Raw genomic sequence first — 19,629 nt, forward strand, 5'->3', positions numbered from 1 at the left:
GCGACCTGGGTCGGCGCGGCGGCCTTGGCCTCCACCGGAGCCGGGGTCGGCATCGGAGCCGGTGCCGCGGTGGTCGGCAGCGGCTGGGCCTCAGCCACCTTGGCGGGCGCCGCCTCGTCGGTGGTCGGGGTCTGGGCCGGGTTGCTCATCAGCCCCCAGGCCAGGCCGCCCGCGGCGATCGCCAGCACCGGCAGGCCGACGATCAGCGGAAGGTTCCGCGAAGACTTCTTCGTGGGCGTACGAGCATAGATAGGCGCGCTGGGAAACAGAGCCGAGGAGTCGGCGCTGGTCGCGGGCGCGACATAAGGTTCGCTGGCGTCGAGGTTCAGAACAGCCATGATTTCCTCCTGCGAGTTGTTCGCTTCGGGGGAGTCAACGGGAGGGTTTGTCACTGGTTCCGGTTGGCCAGGAATGACCTCGGTGTTGCCTAGAAGTGGTCATTTTTGAGGATTGCGCGAAAGGCGGTCTCAGCGCCCAATTCCTGTCTGTCCCTCCCCTTGCGGGAGGGTGGCCCGCGAAGCGGGTCGGGTGGGGGATCACGCCATGAGCGTTGGCCGAGCACGGGCGCTGCGGAAGGCGATGAGCGGACAGGAGGTTCGCTTGTGGGTGCGACTGCGCGCCCTGCGAACCGAAGGTTTCCACTTTCGACGACAAGCGCCCTTGCTGGGCTACTATCCCGACTTCATCTGTCTGAGCCGAAGGCTGGTTGTCGAAATCGACGGGCCTCATCACGAGGAGCTGGAACAATTGAATCACGACGCTCGCCGTGACCAAGTTTTCCATCGCTCCGGCTTCCAAACCTTGCGCTTCACGACCCGTGCGGTGCATGAGGATATTGACGCGGTCATGGACGTGATTTGTCGCGCTTTGAACGCAGCGAGCCCCACCCGACCCCTTCGGGGCCACCCTCCCCACAAGGGGGAGGGAAGGGAACTAAGTTAGTGGCCGCCCACGCGGCCAGGAATTGAGACATGACCGAAACCGCCTCTTCCAAAGTGATCAAGGGTCGCACCGGCGACTGGGAAATCGTGCTGGGCCTTGAGGTCCACGCCCAGGTGGCCAGCGTGTCCAAGCTGTTCTCCGGCGCCGCCGTCGGCTTCGGCGCGGGGCCGAACCAGCAGGTCAGCCTGGTGGACGCGGCCATGCCCGGCATGCTGCCCGTGCTGAACCGCTTTTGCGTCGAGCAGGCGGTGAAGACGGGCCTGGGCCTGAAGGCGCAGATCAATCTGAAGAGCCGCTTCGACCGCAAGAACTACTTCTATCCCGACCTGCCGCAGGGCTATCAGATCAGCCAGTTCGACCAGCCGATCGTCGGCGAGGGCGTGGTGACCGTCGAGCGTGACGACGGCACGACCTTCGACGTGCGCATCGAGCGGCTGCACCTGGAGCAGGACGCCGGCAAGTCGCTGCACGACCAGGACCCGAACGCCACCTATGTCGACCTGAACCGCGCGGGCACGGCCCTGATGGAGATCGTCTCGCGGCCGGACATGCGCACGCCCGAAGAGGCCGCCGCCTACGTCAAGAAGCTGCGCACGATCCTGGTCTATCTGGGCACCTGCGACGGCGACATGGAGAAGGGCAACCTGCGCGCCGACGTCAACGTCTCGGTCTGCCGCCCCGGCGACTACGAGAAGTACCGGGCGACCGGCAGCTTCAGCCACCTGGGCACGCGCTGCGAGATCAAGAACGTCAATTCGTACCGCTACATCCAACAGGCCATCGAATACGAGGCCCGTCGCCAGATCGAGATCCTGGAGGACGGCGGCAAGATCGACCAGGAGACCCGCCTGTTCGACCCGAACAAGGGCGAGACCCGCTCGATGCGGAGCAAGGAAGAGGCGCACGACTACCGCTACTTCCCGGATCCCGACCTGCTGCCGCTGGTGCTGGACCCGGCCTGGGTGAAGTCGATCGAAGAGACCCTGCCGGAACTGCCGGACGCCAAGAAGGCGCGCCTGCAGAGCCAGTACGGCCTGTCGGCCTACGACGCCGGCGTGCTGATCATCGAGAGCGACCGCGCGGATTACTTCGAAGCCGCCGCCAAGGGCCGCGACGCCAAGCTGGTGTCCAACTGGGTGACCAACGAGCTGCTGTCCAAGCTGTCGGCCGGCGGCCACGAGATCGCCGCCTCGCCGTTGCCGTCGTCGGACATCGCCCAACTGGTCGAGCTGATCGAGAACGGCACCATCAGCTCCAAGATCGCCAAGGAGGTCTTCGAGCACATGTGGGCCGGCGAGGGCCGTCCCGCCGAGATCGTCGAGAAGCGCGGCCTGGTCCAGATCAACGACACCGGCGCCATCGAGGCGGCGATCGACAAGCTGATCGCGGCCAATCCCGACAAGGCCGAGGCGGTGAAGGAAAAGCCGCAGGCCATCGGCTGGTTCGTCGGCCAGGTGATGAAGGAGACCGGCGGCAAGGCCAATCCGGCCACCGTCAACGAACTGCTGCGGAGCAAGCTGGGGCTGTAGCGCGCCGCGCCCCGAACAAAAGAAAGGGCCCGCCGCTCGCGCGACGGGCCCTTTTTCATGGTTGGTTCGCCGGCCCTACGGCTTGGGCGTGTCGGAGGCCGGGGCGTTGGCCGGGGCTTCGGCGCCGGCCGGCTTGTGGTGTTTCTTGGCCTTCTTCTCGGGCTTGGCGTCAGCGGACGGAGCCGCGTCGGTCGAGCTGTCGGGGGCGGTGGCCGAGCTGGGCGAGCCGCTGGCGGCGGCGCTGTCGGCGCTGGACGACGGCGGGGCGGCGGCCGGGTCCGTACCGTAGGACGGCGACGACGTGGAGGACGAGGCGGGGGCGCTTTGCGTGGTCTGGGCCGTCGGATCGGTGGCCGGCGCCTGCTGGGCCAGGGCCGCCCCGGCGAAGCCGGCGAGGGTCATGGCGGCGACGGCGGCGGGGATGCGGAGCTTGGTCATGGAAGCGTCTCGTTACAGTCGCGTCGGAAAGTGACACGGCCGGGACGCTGACCCGCGAATGCGGTGGGAATGGCCCGCCAATCGGGCGATCTCGCCGCATGCGCGGCGAGGATGCGGCGAATGGCGACGCTTACCGAGAGTTTCGGAAAGCGCCGCCAAGGCCGTCAGGTGGACATCGTCTAGTTGTTGATGATGTCGAAGATCAGTCCGGTGGCGATCGCCGCCAGGACGTAGTCGTTACCGGCCCGGTACCAGTAGTAGCCACGGGGCGGCGGACGCAGGTGGTAGTATCCGTAGTCGTGGACGATATAGGTGTTGCCGCGATAGTAGGGCGGCAGGTAACCGCCGCGGCGCCAGGCGGTGTAGCCGGGGCGATAGCCCGGCCGGCCGTAGTAATAGGCCGGCGGCGCGCCGTAGCTCCAGCGGTTGTTGTAGTAGTAGCCGTTGTGACGGCCGCCGTCCCAGCGGTTGTCGTGGCGATCCCAGCCGTTGTGGCGGCCGTTGTCGTGGCGATCCCAACCGCCTCGGTCGCGACCACCGCGGTCGTCATGACGGCCGTAATCGCCGCGACCGCCGCCGTGGCGATCGCCTCGGCCGCCGCCGTCGTGGCCCCAGCGGCCGCGATCCTGGGCGGACGCGTCGCTCGCGGTGACAGCCATCGGTCCAGCAACGGCGGCCACGGCGGCGAGGGTGAGCAACAGGCGCTTCATATCCGACGTCTCCTTACTTCGGTCAGCGGTCCGACAACCGCCTAATCCCTCGACCTTGAATCCAGTTTCCGCCGCCTTGGCTGAACCTGATCTGAACGGCGCCGTCAGGCTGGAGCATGAACGGCCTTGGCGGGAGCGCGGCGCGCGACCATGTTGGTGGTCAAACGAAACCATCCCTGAAACCGGTCTTGGGAAAAACGCCGATGAGCCGTCCGATCGCGCTGTACTACTGGCCCACGCCGAACGGCTGGAAGATTTCCATCGCCCTGGAGGAGATGGGCCTGCCCTACGAGATGATCCCGGTGAACATCGGGGCGGGCGAACAGTTCAAGCCGGACTTCCTGGCCATCAGCCCCAACAACCGCATGCCGGCCATCGTCGATCCCGAGGGTCCCGACGGCCAGCCGATCTCGGTGTTCGAGTCCGGGGCCATCCTGCAGTACCTGGGCCGCAAGACGGGCCAGTTCTATGGAACGAACGAGCGCGAGCGGGTCGAGATCGACCAGTGGGTGATGTGGCAGATGGGCGGCCTGGGACCCATGGCCGGCCAGACCCACCATTTCCGCCAGTACGCCGCCGCCATTGTCAGCGACCAGCGGCAGATCGCCTACGGGGCCATCCGCTACACGAACGAGACCCACCGGCTGTACGGCGTGCTGAACAAGCAGCTGGCGGGGAAGGATTTCATCTGCGGCGAAGTGTCCATCGCCGACTTCGCCTGCTGGGGCTGGGTCGTGCCGTGGAAAAACCAGGGCATCAATCTGGAAGAATTCCCGCATCTGAAGGCCTGGTTCGAGCGCATGGCGGCCCGCGAGGCCGTCGATCGCGGCTTCAAGCTGGGGGCTGAACTGCGCCGCCAGGGCCTGCAAGCCCCCGGAAAAGCCCAGGAAGAGGCCCGAAAAGTGCTCTTTGGCCAGCGCGCCCGTTAACCTGGTGTATACGGCGGTTTACGCGCAGTAACACCTGTAACTGCGACGTAATGTCCGTGAATGGTTTATGTATTCGTGGCCTAGATTCATGATGTCGGCGGCTTTAACTATATGTTCAGCGCCGATGGACTTTTCTGTTCTCACAGCCAAGCGGAGCCAGAACGGCGACGGGGGCTGAGATGGGAATTGAAGCCATGATGATGAGTATCGAGCCGCCGGCCGCCATCCACGGGATCCCGCTGCCGACCGTCGACACCTCGGGCGACGAGCTGTTCCGCATGGGCCTGCTCTATTCGACCGGCCAAGGCGGCGCGCCGCTGGACTACGTGTCGGCCCACATGCTGTTCAACCTGGCCGCCATGCGCGGTTCGGTCGAGGCCAAGGTCTATCGCAAGGAAATCTCGCAGGAGATGGCCAGCGAGGACGTCGCCGAAGCCCAACGCCAGGCGCGCGAATGGCTGGCCCACGGCTGAGCTTGAAAGAGCTCAGTCGCGTTTTCTCTTAAGCGCGTGAAAGGCTTCTAGTTTCCGCTGAAGCCGTTGACCGCGTAGCTGAAGCTGATCGGCAGCAGGTCGCGGAAGTACTGCTGCATGAACAGGCCCGCTTCGGAGACCCCGCTGCGCGGCACATAGACCACGTCGAACCGGCGAAGCGGCACCAGGTCCGCGCGCCCGTTGGTCATCCCCGTCAGCAGGTCCGCCGTGCGCAGCATGGCCCGACCGTTGGGTCCGCGACGAATGATCACGACAGACGTCCGCTTGGCCGAGGTCTTGAACCCGCCGGCCTGGATGACGGCCCGCAGGGCGTCGCCGTCGCCGGCCATGTCGTAGACGCCCGGATTTCCCACTTCCCCGCCCACGAACACCTTCAGCGGCGCCGTCGACTTGATCGACACCTGCACCTGCGGACGCAGCAGCTGGCTCGCATAGGCCTGGGTGAGCGAGGCCTGCAATTCCGCGATCGTGCGGTCGGCGGCCATCACCGGCTGGATCAGCGGCAAAGCGACGCGGCCGTCCGGTTGGACCACGACGGACTTGTTCAATTCGGTCGCCGAGGGCACGGTGATTTCGATCTCGTCGCCCGGATAGAACCGGTAGTCAGGCTCCTGATCCGACCAGTCGGCATAGCCGATATTGGAGAAAGTGGCCGTCGGTCGGGCCGTGGGCGTGATCGGTTCGCGATCCACGTGACCGCAGGCCGAAACCGCGAAGGGCAGGGCGAAAGCCGCCGAAAGGATGGTGCGCCTGTGCATGCGGCAAGTCTTAACAGATATAGGTAACGAAGCCTTAAGGCGCGGGCGGCCAGGGTGCGGCTGGGGACAGTCAGTCGGATTCCTATGTCAACCACGAGCGCCTGGAGCAGCGTGCCGCACGACCCGCCGTCGCGTAGCGACTGGACGGCGCGTGCGCGCTATGCGCCGACGGATTTCGTGACCCTGCTGTGGCGCGAGCGCTGGCTGATGCTGGGCGTGTTCCTGGCCATCTTCCTGCTGGGCCTGGCCTTCGCCACCACCTTGAAGAAGACCTATACCGCCCAGTCCAGCCTGTTCGTCCGGCTGGGCCAGGAATATGTCTACGAGCCCCGGGCCGGGGACGCCGCGCGCGGCGCGGTGCCCGACGTCGACCAGGTCATCCAGTCGGAATCCGAGATCCTGGGCAGCGGCGAGCTGCGCGAGCGGGTGATCCGCAAGGTCGGCTTCGGCAAGGTGTTCCCGGGCAGCGCGACCAAGTACGCCGTCGCCTCGCCGGAGGGTAAGCGCAAGCTGATGGCCGAGGGCCGCGACAGCCTCGCCCGCAACCTGAAGATCGAGACCGCCCCGGACAACTCGATCATCCGCCTGGCCTATTCCAACGAAGACCCCGAGATCGCCGAGAAGGTGCTCAACACCCTGCTCGAGGAATATCTGATCTACCGTCGCAGCCTGCTGATCGGCGGCGGCGACAACGGGCTGGAGCGCCAGCGCGAGCTGTTCACCCAGAAGCTGGCCCAGACCGACGCGGCCTATCAGGCCTTCCTGTCGGGCAACGACATCGGCGACTTCACCGCCCAGAAGACCGCCCTGACCCAGCTGCAGGCCCAGGCCGAGTCCCAGAAATACGCCACCGAGGCCCAGCTGCAGGACCGCATGGGGCGCCTCGCCGCCGTCCAGGCCGAGCTGGCCCGGACGCCGCAGGACACCGTGCTCTATCGCGACAGCGACATGTCGGCTCCGGCCAAGCTGGCCCAGCTGAAGCTGGACCGCGAAGGCCTGCTGGCCCGCTACCGCCCCGACGCCCAGCCGGTCCGCGACATCGAGGCGCAGATCGCCCAGTTGGAGCAGGGCGTGGCCTCGGGCCGGACCAGCGGCGACGGCGCGCGCCGCAGCGGGCCCAACCCGATCTGGCAGACCCTGCAGTCCACCCGCAACGACCTCACCGCCGAGGTCGCCGCCCTGCAGCAGTCGCTGGCCGCCTACACCCAGCAGACCCAGGACGTGAACCAGCGCCTGCTGCGCCTGGCAGAGCTGGAGCCGACCTTCAACCAGCTGTCGCGCGACCGCGACGTGCTGTCGACGAACGTCAAGGACTTCACGGTCAAGGAACAGCAGGACCAGGCCCAGCGCCAGATGTCGGCCCAGGGCAGCGACAACATCCGCATCGTCCAGCGCGCCGTGGCCCCCTCGACGGGCAAGAGCCTGAAGAAGCCGATCATCGTGCTGGCCTTCCTGTTCGCGGCCTTCACCGCCGCCTGTGCGGGCCTGGTGCGGATGCTGCTGCGTCCCGGCCTGCAGACCCCGGCCTCGGCCTCGCGCACCCTGGGTCTGCCGGTCCTGGCGACGGCCCACTACAAGCGCTGATCCCGAAAGGCCTGGGCGCTTTCGTCGCCTTTCGCGCGAGCGCGTTTGGTCGTTAAGGTAAACGGACTTCAACGCGCGGCGATTCGGCGAATGGTGGATTTGAACGTCGAGATGGCGGAGCTGTGGGGGAGCCTTGGCGCCCCCGCGCCCGGCCGCGCGCACGTCATCCAGTTCGTCGCCGCCCGACGCGGGGAGGGGACCTCCACGGCCGCCCGCGAATTCGCCCGCTTCGCCGCCAAGCGGGCCGGCCGCAAGACCTGGCTGATCGACCTGGACCTGGTCACCTCGCCGCAATACCAGGCCATCGCCGCCGATCCCGAACGCTACGGCCAGCTGGGCGGGGGCGCGCCGGCCTCGCCCGACGGCTCGGCCTTCTTCACCGTCCAGCCGCCGGCCCCCAAGCCGGGCGGCGGGGTGTGGCCCGACGCCAAGTACCTGACCGCCCACAGCGTCGGCGGTCCGCGCTTCTGGGTGACCCGCTTCAACCGCGAGGCCCTGCGCGGCCGCCAGAAGGTGCACATCCTGCCCGGCGTCGAGTACTGGGCCGCCCTGCGCCGCCACGCCGAGATCATCGTCGTCGACAGTCCGTCGGCCGACCGCTCCCAGGCCGCCCTGACCCTGGCCCAGCACATGGACCAGACGGTGCTGGTGGTCAGCGCCCAGCAGCCCGACGTGCGGCCGCCGGGCCTGCTGCGCGACGCCCTGGCCTCGTCGGGCGGCCGCACGGCCGGCGTGTTCTTCAACCAGGCCTCGGTCCAGCCGCCGAAGTTCCTGAAGGCCATACTCCCTTGAGGTTTTCTCCCTCCGGGAGAGGGGCTTGACCTCGTACGGAGCGGCCAGCGCCGCGCCGGAACGGCTGACCTTCGTCCAGATGGCGCTGTGGGCGCTGCCCGTCCTGGCCCTGCTGATCTACAGCGGCGGGTGGGAGCTGCCCCTGGTGGGCGAGAGCGCCGACGCGGCCGGCTCGGCCCTGCTGCGGGTGGGCTACCTGCCGGCCTACGCCGCCGGCTTCGCCCTGATCGCCCTGCGGCCCGGCTCGACCTTCCGGACCCTGATCCGCCAGCCGTTCCTGATCGTCCTGCTGCTGGTGGTGGCCGCCTCGGTGTTCTGGTCGGTGAACCCGGACCAGACGGCCCGCCGCGGCTTCGCCCTGGTCTGCACCACCCTGGGCGGGATCGCCCTGGCGGCCCGGTTCCGCTGGCCGCAGCTGGCCGAGGTGGTGGGGGCGGCCTTCGCGGTGCTGATCATCGCCTGTTTCGTGGTCTGCCTGGCGGTCCCGCGCATTGGGATCATGACCGAGCTCTTCCCCGGCGCCTGGCGCGGCCTGTGGCGCGAGAAGAACGGCCTGGGCGGCAACATGGCCTTCGGCTTCTGCATCCTGTCGGCCGCGGCCCTGCTGAACCCGCAGCGCGCTCGCCTGTGGTGGACCTTCGCCGGGCTGGCCCTGGTGCTGGTGCTGATGTCCACCTCCAAGACCTCGCTGGTGTCGCTGATGCTGGGCGTGGCGGCGATCGGCTTCGTCTGGATCGCCCAGCGGGGACCGGCCCTGGGCGCGGCGGCCACCTGGACGAGCGTCACGGGCGTGGTGCTGCTGGGGGCCTTCATCCTGTTCGCCTCGGACGTCTTCTTCGCCATCCTGGGCAAGGACGCCACCCTGACCGGCCGCACCAAGATCTGGGCGGCGGTGATGCGCGAGATCGAGGACCGGCCGTGGCTGGGCTACGGCTACCAGGCGGTGTGGGGCGACAAGTCCGGCTGGGGGCCGTTCGCCTGGATCAGCAAGAACGCCGGCTTCCAGGCCCAGCACGCCCACAACAGCTGGCTGGAGCAATGGCTGGGCCTGGGCCTGCTGGGCCTGGTCGCCTGGGGTCTGTTCTACCTGCAGGCCATGACCCTGGCGGTGATCGCCGTCTTCCGCGACCGGGGCGCGCTGCTCGCCTTCCCGTTCCTGGTCGTCTACAGCCTGGTGGCCCTGACCGAGAGCATCGCCCTGATCTACAACGACTTCCGCTGGGTGCTGTTCGTCGCCTTCGCGGCCAAGCTGGCCTTCCCGGACCGCGAGATCAGGGCCTAGGCGCCCGCCGGAAACAGTTCGCGGCAGATCGCGTCGCCCAGGGCCTCCGACAACACCATTTCCGGATCGCGCACCGCGGCCAGCACGCCGTCGTCGGCGGCCTCCACGTGCAGGCGCGTCAGATCGACGACGCTCTTGTCGCGTCCGAGCCGGACCTTGACCTGGGCGTCGAGGAAGTTGGTCGTGTTGGCGCGCAGATCGCCCGGCTGGCGGATGTTGAGGCGCTCGATCCTGATGTCGAGCCGCAGGTCCTTGCCCGCCGCGCAGGCGGCGAGGCGTTCGTCCACCGACCCGCGCAGCGTCGCCACGAAGTCCTCGGTCGGCGGCTTGCCCCAGCGCCAGCCGGTGTTGAGGCTCACGTCGCGCACCCACGCGCGGGGCGCGGCCTGGGCGGCGCCGGCGTCGAACAGCAGGACGGCGGCGAGGGCGAGAGGCAGGCGGGTCATGGGGCGAACTTCCGGAGGGCTTTCAACGGTCCCGCTTGTTTAAGGCGAGGCCAGATGAACCGCGCATGAGCGGGTCGCCTACGATGTCGACGAGCTCATCACGCGGCGCCTGGAAATCGAACAGGTCGGGCGACGGTCGCTCGCCGTACGGCGCCCAAGGCTTGGCGAACCCCAAGGGCGGGGGATTCATCGAACGATCGTGCGCGCCGCATGCCTCGTACGGGCATCGGACGCCGCCGCCCCGATCTTGGAAGAGGTAGTCATGCGTTCCATTCGTCATCTCGCCGCTGTCGCGACCGTGACCTTCGTGGTCGGCGGCGCGGGCGCGACCCTGGCCCAGTCGGCGCCGCCGGCGCCGCCGCCCGCCGAGGCGTCCGCCGCCGGCCCGGCCCTGACCATCGACACGCCGCTCGAGGTGGTCACGGCCACCCCCAAGGGCAAGGCGGTGCTGGACGCCGACATCCCCGGCCTGACCGACCATCCGCTGTACGACAAGTTCAAGAGCGACAGCCTGCGGGCCTTGGCGCCGAAGTTCGGCGGGGCGATCTCGGACAAGGACCTGGCCAAGGTCCAGGCCGACCTGGCGGCGCTGTCGACAGGCACCTCGTCGCGTTAGGTGGGGACTGCCCTTGGGCGTATCCCCTGTTTCGGCCTCCCCCTTGTGGGGAGGGTGGCCCGCGTAGCGGGTCGGGTGGGGGATCGGTGCAGGGTGGTGGACGAAGCCTGATCTGCCGGGTCAGCAGGCCCCACCCGACCCTGGCTCCGCCAGGGCCACCCTCCCCATGAGGGGGAGGGACGGGGCTTTATGCTCGGCGGATAGCCAGCAAAGTTAAGCGATTTCAACGCCCTGAACTTTTTCGACCGAACTTGTCCTCACCCTTCTCGGCGCCCGTATCCTGATGTCACCTGAAGGCGGGGGAGGGCGCACGTACGGCGACCGATGCGGCCTTCGGGGGTGGACGAGCGGGAAGGCTTTGTCCGTCGGGTCTCCTCGGAGACGCCCTGGGTTGGAGTTGGAGCAGGTTCGCCCTAGCCGCGACGAAGCTTCGGCGCTCGGGGAGACGGAAAAGCCGCCAGGCCTGGGCTGAAATCGCCCAGGCGGTCCGGGGTGCGGCCAGCACCCCGCCCGTCGGGGGCCTCCATCGGAGCGGGTTAAAAATCCGCGATCCGAAGGCTTCCGGATAACGGCTCCACGCGAAGCGCTCAGACTTCGTCGAAACGGTATTCAAAACTGCAAATCATCCGGGCGAGGCCCGGGCGCTTCGCACCCTTCCCACCCGCTCACTGCCATTTGGCGTGAGATCACACCCCCTTGCCCCCACCTGACCGCTACGCGGTCTGTCCGCCCCCGTAGGGGGCGGAGCCTCGCGCGCCGAGCTCTTCCCCCTCCGGGGAAGACGACCGCGAAGCGGTCCGTAGGGGGCAAGTGTTCGCCGCATCAGGCCGGAAGAAAGGACCTCAAGCGCCGATCCGCCGCGCGCCCTCGGCCACCGTCACCACGTCGAACCCCGCCGTCAGCGCCCCGTCGACCAGCCGCTCCAGGGCCGCCGTCGTGCAGCCCCACTGCGAGGGCTCCGGCGAGACGTCGTGGGTGTAGAGGATCAGCCAGGCCTTGCGGCGATGGGCCTTGTCCAGCCAGTCGAGGGCGACCTGTTCGCCGTCCGCGCCTTCGATGCCGACGGCCGGGGCCTGGTTGAGGTCTGCGCCAGTCGCGATCAGGCCGTGGTGCAGGGCCCGCAAGGTCTTGAACCGGCCGGCCAGGGCCGTCTTGGCCGGGGCGGCCACGTCGCCGTAGGGATAGGCGAAGTTGCTGGGCTCGCCCGCGCCCCATTCGGCCAGATGCCGGGCGTTGAGGTCGACATCGGCCAGGGTCTCGGCTTGCGAGGCCTGGCCGCAGTCCAGGTGCGAGAAGGTGTGGCAGGCGATCTCGTGGCCGGCGGCGTGCAGGCGGGCGGCGTCTTCGCCCGTCGCGAACCGGCCCATCGGCCCCTCGCGCCCGGTCAGGCCGGCGGCGAAATAGTAGGTGCCGCGCAGGCCGCGCGCCTCCAGGATCCGGGCTCCGGCCTCGCAGGCGGTGGCCGGCGCGTCGTCGAAGCTGAACGACACCATCGGCCGCTCCAGCTTCACCCGGGCCGGGCGGCGATGGGCCAGGCGGATCAGCCGGCGGCGGACCTTGCCCTTCAGGCTGCGGTCCGGCTCGTAGGCGTCGACCTTTTCAAAAGAAGTCTGCATCAGACGGCGTCCGAATAAAGGGCGGCGCGATAGAGCCGCAGGGCGAAGGCGCGGAGCGGGACGGGGGCCGCCTCGTTGAGGGCGACGGCCTTGATCAGCGGCCGCCAGGCCCGGCGCAGCGGCGCGGCCTTCAGGGCCTTGGCCGCCTTGTAGCTGGGATAGGCGCTGACCGCCTCGCGATGGGCGGCGACCACCCGGGCGAAGTTGGCGGCCGACTGCTCGTACTTGGCCGCCAGCGTCGCGGCGGTGTCGAGGCCCAGATGGGTGGCGGAGTTGTCGATGTGCAGGATCGGATAGAAGCGGGCCACGCGCAGGGCCCATTCGACGTCCTCCCAGCCCCAGCCGGCGAAGCGCTCGTCGAAGGCCACGATCTCGAACACGTCGCGGCGGACCAGCAGGTTGGACGTGAAGACGTGCTTGGCCGGCTCGCGGGCCCGTTCCGGGGCCGGCGTGCAGTCGCTCTTCAGCGCCATGGCCCGGTGCAGTTCGTGCTCGGGACGGCGCGGGGCCTGGTCCAGGGTGAAGCCGCCGAACGCCACGGGCGCGTCGTCGGCCGCCACGGCCGCCCAGCGGGTCAGGAAGTCCTTGGGGTCGGGCAGCATGTCGCTGTCCAGGAACAGCAGGTGGCGGCCCCGGGCGTGGTCGGCCAACCGGTTGCGCCCCTTGGCGCGGCCCTCGTTGCGCGACAGCACGACCAGGCGGGCGGGCAGCTTCAGCTTCTCGATCCGGCCGGCCATGCGCTTGGTCAGGGCCGCGTCGCCGCCGCCGTCGTCCAGCACCACGATCTCGGCGTCGACCCCCCGCTCGTCCAGCGCCGTCAGCAGGGCGCTGGGGTCGTCGCGATAGGTCGGGATCAGCACCGACAGGCGCGGGGCCGCCACCTTCTGGTCCAGAGATGCCCAGGCGGCGTTGTCGGTCAGGGTCTCGGTGGCGGGCTGGGTCATGCGGCCTTCAAACGGCGCTGGAGGATATCCGCGATCCGGCCGCGCAGGCCGCCCGCGTCGAGGGCCAGGACGACCACGCCATAGACGACGGCGCCGACGGACGCCTTGAGGATCAGTTCGACCACGCCGCCGAAGGCCGGCACGGCCAGGACGGCGAGCGCCATCAGGGCGCAGGCCAGCCCGGACTTGGCCAGGGCGGTCCATGGCACGGGCAGGGGACAGGCGCGGCGACCCAGGATCGCGGCGGCCACGGCCCCGACGCCGTAGCTGGCGGCGGTCGACCACAGGGCCCCGTCCAGGCCGAAGCGCGGGATCAGCAGCAGGTTCAGGATCACGTTGGCGCCGGCCGGGACGGCCATGCAGGCGATCAGCATCATCGTGCGCTTGGCCAGGGTGAAGGCCTGCAGCAGGTAGTAGGTGGTCACGCCCGACAGCCAGCCGGCCACGGCGATCCACGGCACGACCCGACCGGCTCCGGCGCTCAGCTCGGGCCCGACCATCACCTGGGCCAGGGACCGGCCGACCAAGGCCAGGCCGACGGCGGCGGGCAGGGTCAGCAGCACCATGAAGCCCGCCTGCTCGTGGGCGGCGTCCTTAAGCGAGGCGTGGCCGCCGCGCTCCAGCGCCGCGACCAGGGCAGGGCCGCCCGCCATGCCCAGCCAGATGAAGACGACGTCCAGGGTGCGCGAACCCAGGGAATAGCCGGCGTGATAGACGCCCACGGCCTGCTCGTTGAGGAAGGCGGCCAGCAGGAAGCGGTCGGTGGTCGACAGCACCAGGGCCAGGATCAGCGACAGGGCCACCGGCAGGCCGTAGGCGGCATAGGCCCTGGCCATGGCCGGGTCATAGCGCCCGCCTCTGGCGCGGTTCAGGTCGGCGGGCAGCACGAACACCAGGCACAGCAGCGAGATCGCGCCCATGCCCAGGATCGGCGCGGCGCCGCCCAGGCCGACCAGGGCCAGCACCAGGCCCAGGGCGAAGCCGCCGACGGTCTGGACGATGTCGAGAAGGGCCGCGCCGGACACCTCGCCGGCCGCGCGGCGGCGCTCCTGCGACAGCTTGGTCAGGCTCTTGACCACCACGGCGGCCATGGACGCGGCGACCGCGACCTTCAACGGCGCGGCCAGGGGGGCGAACTTGAGGACCGCCACGGCGGCGATCGGCACGACCAGGGCCAGGCCGAACCACAGGCGGTAGAGCGTCGCGAAGTGGTCGGGCAGCCGGCCGTCGGCGTCCTGGCGGGCGTGGAAGCGGGCCATGGCGGCCTCGGTCCACGTGAGCAGGATCGTCTGGGTCAGGCTCAGCGCCGAGAAGGCCAGGGCGTAGACGCCGTACTGCTCGGGGGTCAGGACGCGCGTGAACAGGACGATGGTGAGCAGACCCACCACGCCCTGGGCGATGTTGACCGGCAGATATCCGAGTACGCCACGCCAGAACATGTTTCGTCCTCAGCGCACCGCCGACCGGTCCCCCAGCAGGCAGGGGATGGTCATGGCGATGATGTAGAGGTCCAGCCAGAACGACTGGCGCTCGATGTATTCGACGTCCAGGGCGACGCGCTCCTGCACCAGCTCGGCCGTATCGACCGGGCCGCGCGAGCCGTTGATGGCCGCCCAGCCGGTGACGCCGGGCTTCATGCGGTGGCGGTGGGCGTAGCGGGCGACCAGCTTCTCGGACTCCACGTCGCCGCTCTTCATGCCGATGGCGTGGGGGCGGGGTCCGACCATCGACATCTCGCCGCGCAGCACGTTGAACAGCTGGGGCAGCTCGTCGAGGCTGGTCTTGCGGATGAACTTGCCGACCTTGGTGACGCGGTCGTCGTCGACGGTGACCTGGCGGGCGGCCTTGGCGTCGGCGGCCTCGTGGCGCATCGAGCGGAACTTCCAGACCAGGATCGCCTCGTTGTTGAAGCCGTGGCGGCGCTGGCGGAAGAAGACGGGGCCGGGGCTGTCCAGCTTGATGGCCAGGGCGACTAGCAGCATTACCGGCGCGGCGGCCAGCAGGCCCAGCGATCCGATCACCAGGTCCTGCATGCGCTTGACCAGGGCGCGGCGCGCGTCGGTGGTGGCGCCCGACAGGTCGACGAAGTGGGCCAGGGAGGCGTTGCGCCGCTCCTCGCGGTTGAGGTCGACGAACAGGCTGACCGGGTTGGGCAGGACTTCCAGCCGTTCGACCAGCTGGCCGACGCGGGCCTGGGCGGTGGAGGTCACCGCGATGATCACCCGATCGACATAGGGCATGATGCGGTGGCCGATCAGGGCGTTGGTGTCGCCCAGCACCGGCACGCCCAGCACCTGGGGCGGGGCGCGGTCGGCGCGGTCGTCGAAGACGCCCAGCACGTTGACGTCGCCGGTCGCCAGGGCGCCGCGGATGAAGCGTTCGGCGTTGACCGTCGCGCCCACCACCACGACGTTCGGGGTCAGGCGGCCGTCGCGGCGGCCGTGGTCGACCGCGCGCCACCAGGCGACGTGCAGAGCGGCGGTGGCCAGGGCCAGGGCGCCGCCCCAGCCGGCCAGCAGGGCGGCGTCGATCCGGCCGTGTCCGAAGATCAGGACGCCCAGCAGCACCACCAGGCCGACCACGCCGAACGCGGCCGACACCCGCAGGGCCTGGCGGCCCAGGGTTTCGCGGCGATGGAAGGTGTAGGCCTCCAGCAGGTATAGGGCGGGCAGCAGGGCCAGGGCGCCCAGCACCAGCGGGGCGAAGACGTCGGGCGAGGGGCGCGCGATCGAGATGGCGGCGGCGGTGACGCCCGCGAAGACCAGACCGTCGACCACGCGGAACATCCGCGACAGGCCGCGCACCTGCATCCGGGCCCGGGCCGGGACCAGGCGTCCGGGCCGGAAGGGACCCCGGCGACCGACGCCTTCGGCCGCTTCGTCCTCTATGACGAGTCGCGACGTGTCGGGCTGAACGTCGCGCAGGACGACGTCTTCACCTTCCGGCGGATGAGCGATAGCGGTCGACATGAAGCCCCGAGCCCTTTGTAGAACAGGGTTCACACTAGCCGCGCGGTCTGAGCTTCACGTTAACGCGGATTTTTCGCGACGGCGCGTTGTCATGCCGCCGCGAACAGGCTATCGAACCGCTCCCTCTCAGGAGGAGACGTGGCCGAGAGGCTGAAGGCACCGCTTTGCTAAAGCGGCATACCTCAAAAGGGTATCGAGGGTTCGAATCCCTCCGTCTCCGCCATCCCTACAAATCGATCACTGGGCCACGCCCTTCTTTCGGAACCGGGCCAGGTTCACGCCGTGCCGCTCGACCTTGTCGTAGAAGGTCTTGCGCGGAACCTTGAGGAGCTCGAGGGCCGTGCGGACGTCGCCTCCGCAGGCGGCGAGCGTTTCCTCGATCAGATGCGCCTCGTAGGCCGCGATGCGCTCGGGTAGGGGCTGCAAGGCCCGCGGAATGGCGTCGCCGGCGTCGGCCATGCCGAGGGCGACCCGCTGGGCGTAGTGGCTCAGCTCACGCACGTTGCCCGGCCAGTCGTGGTTCAGCAGCCGCCAGCGGACGACGTCGTTCATGGCGGGCGGCGGGCGGCCCAGCCGCTCGCAGGCGCGGGCCAGGAAATGGGCGAACAACAGCGGGGCATCCTCGCGGCGCTCTCGAAGCGGCGGGATGCGTATCCGCACGACGTCCAGGCGATGGAACAGGTCCTGCCGGAACGCGCCGCTGGCCGCCGCCTCGATCAAGGCCGGCTTGGCGGCGGCCACCACCCGGATGTCCAGGGTGTGGACGCGGTTGGAGCCCAGCGGCACGATCTCGCGCTCCTCCAGCACGCGCAGGAACTTGCCCTGGGCGTCGGGCGTCAGGGTTTCGATCTCGTCGAGGAACAGGGTGCCGCGATCGGCCTGCTGGATGCGGCCGACCCTCTGGCGCATCGCGCCGTTGAAGGCGCCTAGCTCGTGGCCGAACAGCTCGCTTTCCAGGGTCGAGGCCGGCAGGGCCGCGCAGTCGACGGCGACGAATTCGCGGTCGCGCCGCCGGCCCCAGTTGTGCAGGGCGCGGGCCGCCAGTTCCTTGCCGACCCCGGTCTCGCCCTCCAGCAGGACGTCGACATCGGCGCTGGCCAGTTGGCGCAAGGTCGACCGCAGCCGCTCCATCACCTGGGTCTGGCCGATCAGCGGCCAGTCCGATTGCGCCGCCTCGGCCTGGGTCCGCAGATGGCGGTTCTCCAGCACCAGGCGGCGTTTCTCGAGCGCGCGGCGCACGCTGCTGACCAGGCGTTCAGGGGCGTAGGGCTTGGGCAGGAAGTCGTAGACGCCGTCGTGCATGGCCTCCACCGCCTCGGCGACGTCGGCGTGGCCGGTGATCAGGATCACCGGCAGGTCGGCGTCCTGGTCCTTCAGCCGCCGGAACAGTTGGCGGCCGTCCATGTTGGGCATGCGGATGTCGCTGATCACCACGCCGGGGAAGCCGTCGGGCAGGGCGGCCAGGGCGTCTTCGGCCGAGCCGAAGGCCAGCACGTCCAGCCCCGCCAACTGCAAGGTCTGGACATTGGCGCCGCGCAGGGCGTCGTCGTCGTCGATGAAGGCGACCTGGTTGACGGAAATCTGCATCTAACGCGCCTTGGACAAGGAGATGACGAACCGCGCTCCGGTCGGGGCCGGCTCCAGGGCCAATTCGCCGCCGAACTCGGCGACGATGTCGCGGCTGATGACCAGGCCCAGGCCCAGGCCTCGCGGCTTGGTGGTGGCGAAGGGTGTGAACAGGGTCTTGGCGGCTTGCGGCGCCAGGCCCGGACCGTTGTCGGCGATGGCGATCCGGATCTGCGAGCGGCGCGACGTCACCTGGACGGCGATCTCCGGATCGGCGGTCCCTTCCAAGGCCTCCAGGGCGTTCTGCAGCAGGTTGACCAGCACCTGCTCCAGCCGGAACCGCTCGGCCATGACCAGGGCCTCCTCGTCGGCCTCGCGGCGGACGACGCGGACGCCGGTCTGGCGCAGCCGGGGGCCGACCAGCAGCAGGGCGCCGTCGACCGCCTCGCGCACGGCGACGGGCGCGGCCGGGGCGCTGGTCTTGCGGGCGAAGGCGCGCAGTTCGTCGGTGATCAGGCCGATGCGATCGGTCAGGCCCGCGATCAGGCCCAGATTGTTCTTGGCGGTGTCGGAGTCGGCGCGGTCCAGGAAGATCGACGCGTTGTCGGCATAGGCGCGGATCGCGGCGACGGGCTGGTTGATCTCGTGCGCCACCCCGGCGGCGATCTGGCCCAGCGTCGCCAGCTTGTTGGACTGCACCAGTTCGTCGCGCATCAGGTGGACGTGGGCCTCGGCCCGCCGCCGCTCCTCCATCTCGACGGTCAGGCGACGGTTGGACCGCCGCAGCTCGGCGGTGCGCTCCTCGACCCGGGCCTCCAGCTCGGCGCGGGCGGCCTCCTGGCGCGCGGCGCGCAGGCTGGCCTGGCCGCGCCACCGCAGCACGGCGCCGGCCACGCCGCAGATCGCCAGGCCGACCAGCAGGGCCACGGCGCGCGCGCCGGCCACCGCGCCGCTGAGGATCGAACCGGTCGGCGTCAGGGTGAAGACCGTCCAGCCCGACGCGCCCAGGTCGGCGCTGGCCGCCATGTAGTGGGCGGCGGGCTGGCCTGGCAGGGCGGTCGTCGTCAGGCGCGGCGGCCGCGCGGCGACCACGGCGGGGCGCACGTCCAGCAGGGTGAAGGGCGCTTCGCCGAACCGGTGCTCGGCCCGCAGGCGCTGCTGTTCGGACCGGGGCAGGGGCGTCAGGGTCGAGAACCGCCAGGCGGGGATCGAGGTGACCAGGATCACGCCCCGCGGGTCGGCGGCGAAGGCCGGCTCCGCCGAGGACCAGTCGGCCTCCAGCGCTTCGAATTCGACCTTGACCACGACCACGCCGAGCATGCCGTCCGGGCCGTCGATCCGCCGCGACATGAACAGGCCCGGCCGACGGCTGACCGTGCCCAGGGCGAACAGCTCGGCGACGCCGGCCGACCGCGCGTCGCGGAAGTACGGCCGGAAGCTGTAGTCGGAGCCGACGAAGCTGGTGGGCTCGCGCCAGTTGCTGGCGGCGATGGTCATGCCCTTGGCGTTCAGGACATAGATCACGGCGGCGCGGGTGCCGCCGCTGAGGGTTTCCAGTTTGCGGTTCAGCGCGTCGATCCCTCGCGCATCCGCCGCCCGCAGGACCTGGGCGACGTCCGGGTCCTGGGCCAGGACGAAGGGCAGGGATCGGTGCTTGGCCAGCTCGCTGCGCAGCACCGCCGCGTGCAGGGCGGCCGAGGCCTGGGCCTGGCGGGCCAGCTCGGCGGTCGCGCGACGCTCGGCGACCTCGCCGGCGATCCACAGGGCCGCGCCGAGCACGACGGCGCAGACACCGAAGAAAACGGCCCAGCGACGGACGATCGGGTCGGCCGGATTCGGCATGGCGGGTCTGTTCATCGGCTGTGCTTGGGCAAGATGTGCGGATTTTCGCACAAGTCGCCAAATCCTGAGCGAGAATTCGCCGTCCGGGGGACCATCACAACCAGGGTGCTTCCAAGAAACATCAACAAAAACAACCGATAGAAGCTTCAGCTTGGCGTGCTTGCGCCGCTTC

At 69.5% G+C, this 19,629-nt stretch carries 18 protein-coding genes, 1 tRNA gene and 1 pseudogene; 9 read left to right on the forward strand and 11 right to left on the reverse strand.

All coding sequences use genetic code 11. The annotated features are described in order from the left end of the window. Positions 1–338, reverse strand: a pseudogene (locus WAE60_RS18810) (hypothetical protein); the annotation flags it as partial. Between the two features lie 205 nt (positions 339–543). Between WAE60_RS18810 and WAE60_RS18815 the strand changes: the two are divergent. Both WAE60_RS18815 and gatB read left to right on the forward strand, forming a co-directional pair. Continuing rightward, complete coding sequence (locus tag WAE60_RS18815; protein ID WP_337687864.1) at positions 544–942, forward strand: DUF559 domain-containing protein; 399 nt, start codon at positions 544–546, stop codon at positions 940–942. Positions 943–971: 29 nt separating this feature from the next. Next, positions 972–2,471 (forward strand): Asp-tRNA(Asn)/Glu-tRNA(Gln) amidotransferase subunit GatB, encoded by a 1,500-nt coding sequence (gene gatB, locus WAE60_RS18820; protein ID WP_337687865.1) that lies wholly within the window; start codon positions 972–974, stop codon positions 2,469–2,471. Between the two features lie 75 nt (positions 2,472–2,546). Here gatB and WAE60_RS18825 read toward each other — a convergent pair whose 3' ends face one another. Continuing rightward, positions 2,547–2,909, reverse strand: a complete 363-nt coding sequence (locus WAE60_RS18825; RefSeq protein ID WP_337687866.1) for a proteophosphoglycan 5 — start codon at positions 2,907–2,909, stop codon at positions 2,547–2,549. Between the two features lie 179 nt (positions 2,910–3,088). After that, the gene (locus WAE60_RS18830) at positions 3,089–3,619 is read right to left on the reverse strand and encodes an RcnB family protein (RefSeq protein WP_029916267.1); all 531 of its coding nucleotides are present in this window, start codon (positions 3,617–3,619) and stop codon (positions 3,089–3,091) included. 203 nt (positions 3,620–3,822) lie between these two features. Between WAE60_RS18830 and WAE60_RS18835 the strand changes: the two genes are divergently transcribed. Beyond that, a complete protein-coding gene (locus WAE60_RS18835; protein ID WP_337687867.1) occupies positions 3,823–4,548 on the forward strand; it encodes a glutathione S-transferase N-terminal domain-containing protein in 726 nt (241 codons plus the stop codon). Positions 4,549–4,742: 194 nt separating this feature from the next. Then, the gene (locus tag WAE60_RS18840) at positions 4,743–5,021 is read left to right on the forward strand and encodes a sel1 repeat family protein (RefSeq protein WP_029916271.1); all 279 of its coding nucleotides are present in this window, start codon (positions 4,743–4,745) and stop codon (positions 5,019–5,021) included. Between the two features lie 47 nt (positions 5,022–5,068). Here the strand turns inward: WAE60_RS18840 and WAE60_RS18845 are convergent, their stop codons facing one another. Then, the gene (locus WAE60_RS18845; protein ID WP_337687868.1) at positions 5,069–5,800 is read right to left on the reverse strand and encodes a polysaccharide biosynthesis/export family protein; all 732 of its coding nucleotides are present in this window, start codon (positions 5,798–5,800) and stop codon (positions 5,069–5,071) included. A gap of 84 nt (positions 5,801–5,884) precedes the next feature. Here WAE60_RS18845 and WAE60_RS18850 point away from each other — a divergent pair, with 84 nt between their 5' ends. The 3 genes from WAE60_RS18850 (at position 5,885) to WAE60_RS18860 (ending at position 9,458) form a co-directional block, all read left to right on the forward strand. Then, positions 5,885–7,384, forward strand: a complete 1,500-nt coding sequence (locus WAE60_RS18850) for a GumC family protein (protein ID WP_029916274.1) — start codon at positions 5,885–5,887, stop codon at positions 7,382–7,384. A 90-nt stretch (positions 7,385–7,474) separates the two neighbouring features. After that, positions 7,475–8,176, forward strand: coding sequence for a hypothetical protein (locus WAE60_RS18855; RefSeq protein ID WP_029916276.1), 702 nt, complete (start codon positions 7,475–7,477; stop codon positions 8,174–8,176). Between the two features lie 79 nt (positions 8,177–8,255). Continuing rightward, complete coding sequence (locus WAE60_RS18860) at positions 8,256–9,458, forward strand: O-antigen ligase (RefSeq protein WP_337687975.1); 1,203 nt, start codon at positions 8,256–8,258, stop codon at positions 9,456–9,458. Here WAE60_RS18860 and WAE60_RS18865 read toward each other — a convergent pair. After that, a complete protein-coding gene (locus tag WAE60_RS18865; protein ID WP_337687869.1) occupies positions 9,455–9,904 on the reverse strand; it encodes a hypothetical protein in 450 nt (149 codons plus the stop codon). The two genes, WAE60_RS18860 and WAE60_RS18865, sit on opposite strands and share 4 nt — an antisense overlap. 262 nt (positions 9,905–10,166) lie before the next feature. Between WAE60_RS18865 and WAE60_RS18870 the strand changes: the two genes are divergently transcribed. Beyond that, positions 10,167–10,520 (forward strand): hypothetical protein, encoded by a 354-nt coding sequence (locus WAE60_RS18870; protein ID WP_029916280.1) that lies wholly within the window; start codon positions 10,167–10,169, stop codon positions 10,518–10,520. An 842-nt stretch (positions 10,521–11,362) separates the two neighbouring features. Here the strand turns inward: WAE60_RS18870 and WAE60_RS18875 are convergent. The 4 genes from WAE60_RS18875 to WAE60_RS18890 are packed head-to-tail and all read right to left on the reverse strand — an operon-like array spanning position 11,363 to position 16,049. After that, the gene (locus WAE60_RS18875) at positions 11,363–12,136 is read right to left on the reverse strand and encodes a polysaccharide deacetylase family protein (protein WP_337687871.1); all 774 of its coding nucleotides are present in this window, start codon (positions 12,134–12,136) and stop codon (positions 11,363–11,365) included. Beyond that, complete coding sequence (locus WAE60_RS18880; RefSeq protein WP_337687873.1) at positions 12,136–13,080, reverse strand: glycosyltransferase; 945 nt, start codon at positions 13,078–13,080, stop codon at positions 12,136–12,138. The genes WAE60_RS18875 and WAE60_RS18880 overlap by 1 nt, the downstream gene beginning before the upstream one ends. Beyond that, the gene (locus tag WAE60_RS18885; protein ID WP_337687874.1) at positions 13,077–14,519 is read right to left on the reverse strand and encodes a lipopolysaccharide biosynthesis protein; all 1,443 of its coding nucleotides are present in this window, start codon (positions 14,517–14,519) and stop codon (positions 13,077–13,079) included. Before WAE60_RS18885 ends, WAE60_RS18880 begins: the two co-directional genes overlap by 4 nt. A 9-nt stretch (positions 14,520–14,528) precedes the next feature. Beyond that, positions 14,529–16,049 (reverse strand): exopolysaccharide biosynthesis polyprenyl glycosylphosphotransferase, encoded by a 1,521-nt coding sequence (locus WAE60_RS18890; protein WP_337687876.1) that lies wholly within the window; start codon positions 16,047–16,049, stop codon positions 14,529–14,531. A 132-nt stretch (positions 16,050–16,181) separates the two neighbouring features. Here WAE60_RS18890 and WAE60_RS18895 point away from each other — a divergent pair. Then, positions 16,182–16,272 (forward strand) — tRNA-Ser (locus WAE60_RS18895). Between the two features lie 14 nt (positions 16,273–16,286). On the opposite strand, the gene WAE60_RS18900 is transcribed toward WAE60_RS18895, so the two are convergent. Then, positions 16,287–17,636 (reverse strand): sigma-54 dependent transcriptional regulator, encoded by a 1,350-nt coding sequence (locus tag WAE60_RS18900; protein ID WP_029916291.1) that lies wholly within the window; start codon positions 17,634–17,636, stop codon positions 16,287–16,289. Next, positions 17,637–19,457, reverse strand: coding sequence for an ATP-binding protein (locus WAE60_RS18905; protein WP_337687880.1), 1,821 nt, complete (start codon positions 19,455–19,457; stop codon positions 17,637–17,639). It abuts the gene before it with no gap. Positions 19,458–19,629: the final 172 nt, after the last annotated feature.

Origin of the sequence: Caulobacter sp. CCG-8, from assembly GCF_037402475.1 — a bacterium.
GTDB lineage: Bacteria > Pseudomonadota > Alphaproteobacteria > Caulobacterales > Caulobacteraceae > Caulobacter.